Origin of the sequence: Neomesorhizobium albiziae (assembly GCF_900114255.1) — a bacterium.
GTDB lineage: Bacteria > Pseudomonadota > Alphaproteobacteria > Rhizobiales > Rhizobiaceae > Neomesorhizobium > Neomesorhizobium albiziae.
Genome location: NZ_FOSL01000074.1, coordinates 1 through 3412, shown reverse-complemented (window position 1 = coordinate 3412; position 3412 = coordinate 1). Strand labels below are relative to the sequence as shown.

The 3412-nt window shown below is 58.5% G+C and carries 3 protein-coding genes; all 3 read left to right on the top strand.

The window, feature by feature from the left end:
• Positions 1-127: 127 nt before the first annotated feature.
• The 3 genes from F3H98_RS30730 to F3H98_RS30720 are packed head-to-tail and all read left to right on the top strand — an operon-like array spanning position 128 to position 3296.
• Positions 128-1360 carry a site-specific integrase gene (locus tag F3H98_RS30730; protein ID WP_149764772.1) on the top strand — a complete coding sequence of 411 codons (1233 nt, stop codon included), beginning with the start codon at positions 128-130 and terminating at the stop codon, positions 1358-1360.
• Positions 1357-2301 carry a tyrosine-type recombinase/integrase gene (locus F3H98_RS30725; RefSeq protein WP_149764770.1) on the top strand — a complete coding sequence of 315 codons (945 nt, stop codon included), beginning with the start codon at positions 1357-1359 and terminating at the stop codon, positions 2299-2301. Before F3H98_RS30730 ends, F3H98_RS30725 begins: the two co-directional genes overlap by 4 nt.
• Positions 2298-3296, top strand: a complete 999-nt coding sequence (locus F3H98_RS30720) for a site-specific integrase (RefSeq protein ID WP_149764768.1) — start codon at positions 2298-2300, stop codon at positions 3294-3296. Before F3H98_RS30725 ends, F3H98_RS30720 begins: the two co-directional genes overlap by 4 nt.
• The last annotated feature ends 116 nt before the right edge of the window (positions 3297-3412 follow it).

Here is a 3412-nt window from a genome sequence, read left to right as displayed (position 1 = left end):
CACTATCTACCCCGCCCGACTATATCGGGTAGCTAGAGTTCTGCCCACGATTCCAAGGGTTTATGCGATAACATGTAGAGATAGTTTGTAGCCCTTCCGGCAATCCAGCCTGGAAAGGGAGCAAACAATGAAGTGTTTCATCAATGATGATTTGGCGTTGTCGCGGCCACCAGAGGGCCCGGTGGCGAGTTACATTGTTCCGTTTGCCGAATGGCTCGGCGATCGAGGCTACGGTCTTGTTTCCATGAGGAACCAGGTGCTGATGGCGGCAGGCTTCAGCAAATGGCTCGGGCACAAGGGGATTGAGCTAAGCGACATAGGTGGAGATCATCCTGGGCGTTATTTGCTAGACCGAGCGCAGCGACCAAAGCTTGGAGATACCGCCGCTCTTCGACATCTATTGGCTTTTCTGCGAAGCCAGAACGCAATCGCCGAAGAGATTGAGGCCGATCACAACCCATCGCCGGTAGAACAACATGTGCAGGCATACGAGCGATATTTGCAAGACGCGCGGGCGCTGTCTCGTCAAACGATCATAAATTACCGGCCAGTTGTCCGGGATTTTCTCAACTTCCGCTTCAGTGATGGTGAGGTCTCGCTCGCACAATTGCGTGCCGTCGACGTGACCGATTTCGTGCAAAAGGCGATTTCGCGTCTCAACATGCGACGCGCCAAGATCATAACCACCGCACTGCGGTCGTTTCTCTCCTATGCGCGGTATCGTGGGGACATCACCTCGGACCTGGCGGCAGCGGTCCCGATCGTAGCCAACTGGTCGCTTTCATCTATTCCTCGTGCGATCGGCCGCGACGAGGTAACTCGCTTACTCGTCAGCATTGACCGCGATACGCGAGTCGGGTGCCGCGACTACGCGATGATCCTCGCATTGGCGCGGTTGGGATTGCGATCGAGTGAGGTAGTTTCGCTCGAACTCGATGATATCGATTGGGTCGCCGGGCAGATCCGTGTGCGTGGCAAGAACGGTCAACGCAACGACCTTCCGTTGCCAGCGGACGTTGGCGAGGCGATTGCCGACTACCTGCGGAGGGCGCGACCGCGCGATGCCAACCGTCGCGTCTTCTTGCGCGACAAGGCCCCGATCCGCGGGTTCAAGGGGCCGAGTGGGTTCGGGTCGGTCATCCGACGCTCACTCAGGAGGGCTGGCATCGACTCTCCCACAAAGGGAACGCACCAGTTCCGACACGGCCTTGCCTCAGAGATGCTGCGTGGCGGTGCCTCGCTGGGTGAGATCGGTGAAGTTCTGGGACACCGTCATGTGCAGACAACGGCGATTTACGCCAAGGTCGATCTCGACGCTTTGCGAACACTGGCTTTGCCATGGCCGGGAGAAGCCCAATGAGCATGCTCCGACAGGCTGTTCAGGAGTACATCGAGATGCGGCGAGGGCTGGGGTTCAAGCTGAGAGAGACAGAACGGGGATTGATCGATTTCGCCGCCTTCCTGGAGGCCAACGACACGCCACACATCACGACGGAACTGGCCCTTGCCTGGGCTCAGCGACCGTCGCGCGCGCAGCCTTCGCATTGGGCGAGACGGCTGGGGTATGTCCGCGTATTCGCCCGTCATCGAGCTGCCGCTGATCCGCGAACCCAGATTCCCCCAGACGGTTTGCTACCCTTTCGCCCGAAGCGAGCTCGGCCTTATCTCTATTCAAAGGAAGACATCCAGCGCCTCTTGTCCGCAGCGCTTGAGATGCCGTGCCGATATACTCGCTGCAAGCTCAGGCCATGGACATATTATTGCCTGTTCGGATTGCTGAGCGTTTCCGGCCTGCGCCTCGGCGAAGCCCGCAACCTCAAACTTTCGGACATCGATTTCGATGCCGCTGTGCTGACGATCCGTGGCACGAAGTTCGGAAAGTCCCGTCTTGTGCCGATGCACGCATCAACGTGCGCAGTGCTCCAGGATTATCTCAAACGCCGCCGACAGCATTGTGCAGCCCAGGCGGCGTCTCCTTATTTGTTCACTTCCCAGTTGGGCAATCGCCTTGATGTGGGAGACATTCATCGAACATTCTATACTCTGTCTCGCCAGATCGGCCTGCGAGGCGCAACTGACAGTCACGGCCCGCGCCTGCATGACATGCGGCACGTGTTCGCGACGAACACACTGGTGCGTTGGTACGAAGCCGAGCAAGATCCCGAGCGGCTCCTGCCCATTTTGTCCACCTATCTCGGTCATGTCCACGTGGCCGATACCCAATGGTACCTCACCGGTTCACCCGAGCTGATGAAAGAAGCAATGCGCCGCCTTGAGCGCCGCTGGGAGGATCGGACATGACCAAGCATGCCAGCCTGGCGCCACTTTTGGAGCGCTTTTTCACCCAACGCCTGATGCAACAGCGGCAGGCAAGCCCCCATACGATCAGTTCCTATCGCGATACATTTCGGCAGTTGCTGAAGTTCGCCGAACGAACATTGCATAAGCCGCCGTCTCGCTTGAACTTCGAGGAGGTCGACCCGCCGTTGATCGTTGCCTTCCTTGATGACCTGGAGAACCATCAGGGTATCAGCGTCCGCAGCCGTAACCTGCGCCTCACGGCGGTTCATTCCTTCTTTCGCTACGCGGCCTTCGAGGCACCCGAGCATTCCGCCCAAATCCAACGCGTGCTTGCAATCCCCAGTAAGCGCTTCACTCGAACCCTCGTCAATTTCCTGACCCGCCCAGAGGTCGATGCCTTGCTGGCCGCACCGGATCAATCGACCTGGTCCGGGCGACGCGATCACGCGTTCCTGCTGGTCGCGGTGCAGACCGGATTGCGGCTATCGGAGATCACTGGTCTCAAGCGCGACGATCTGTTCTTCGGCACGGGCGCCCACCTGCGTGTCATTGGCAAAGGGCGCAAGGAACGCTGCACCCCGTTCGCCAAATCTACGACCACAGTCCTGAGAAGCTGGCTGAAAGAGCCTCAGCGCGGAGAAGAGAGTATCCTGTTTCCCAGCGCCAGAGGCGAGCGGCTGAGCGTTCATGGCGTTCAGTATATGCTGAACAAACACCGCCAGACCGCTTCTGCCATGTGCCCGTCTCTGAATGGAAAGCGCGTCACTGTTCATCGTCTGAGACACACGATGGCCATGGACCTCCTGCAGGCCGGCGTCGATCGCGCCGTCATCGCCCTATGGCTCGGCCATGAATCGGTCGAGACCACACAGATTTATCTCGAGGCGACGTTGGCGATGAAGGAGACGGCATTGGCAAAGACGCTCCCATATTCCGGTAAGTCATCCCGCTTCCGGCCCGACGACAATCTGCTGGAGTTTTTGAACAGCCTGTAGATCGCGCTGACTATGTCGGGTGGCCCGGGTGTTTCTGCAGGAAACCTCCTTGTTTCTCAGATGTTTGTAGTTTCCGGTCTAAAGCTACCCGACATAGTCGGGCGGGGTAGATAGTG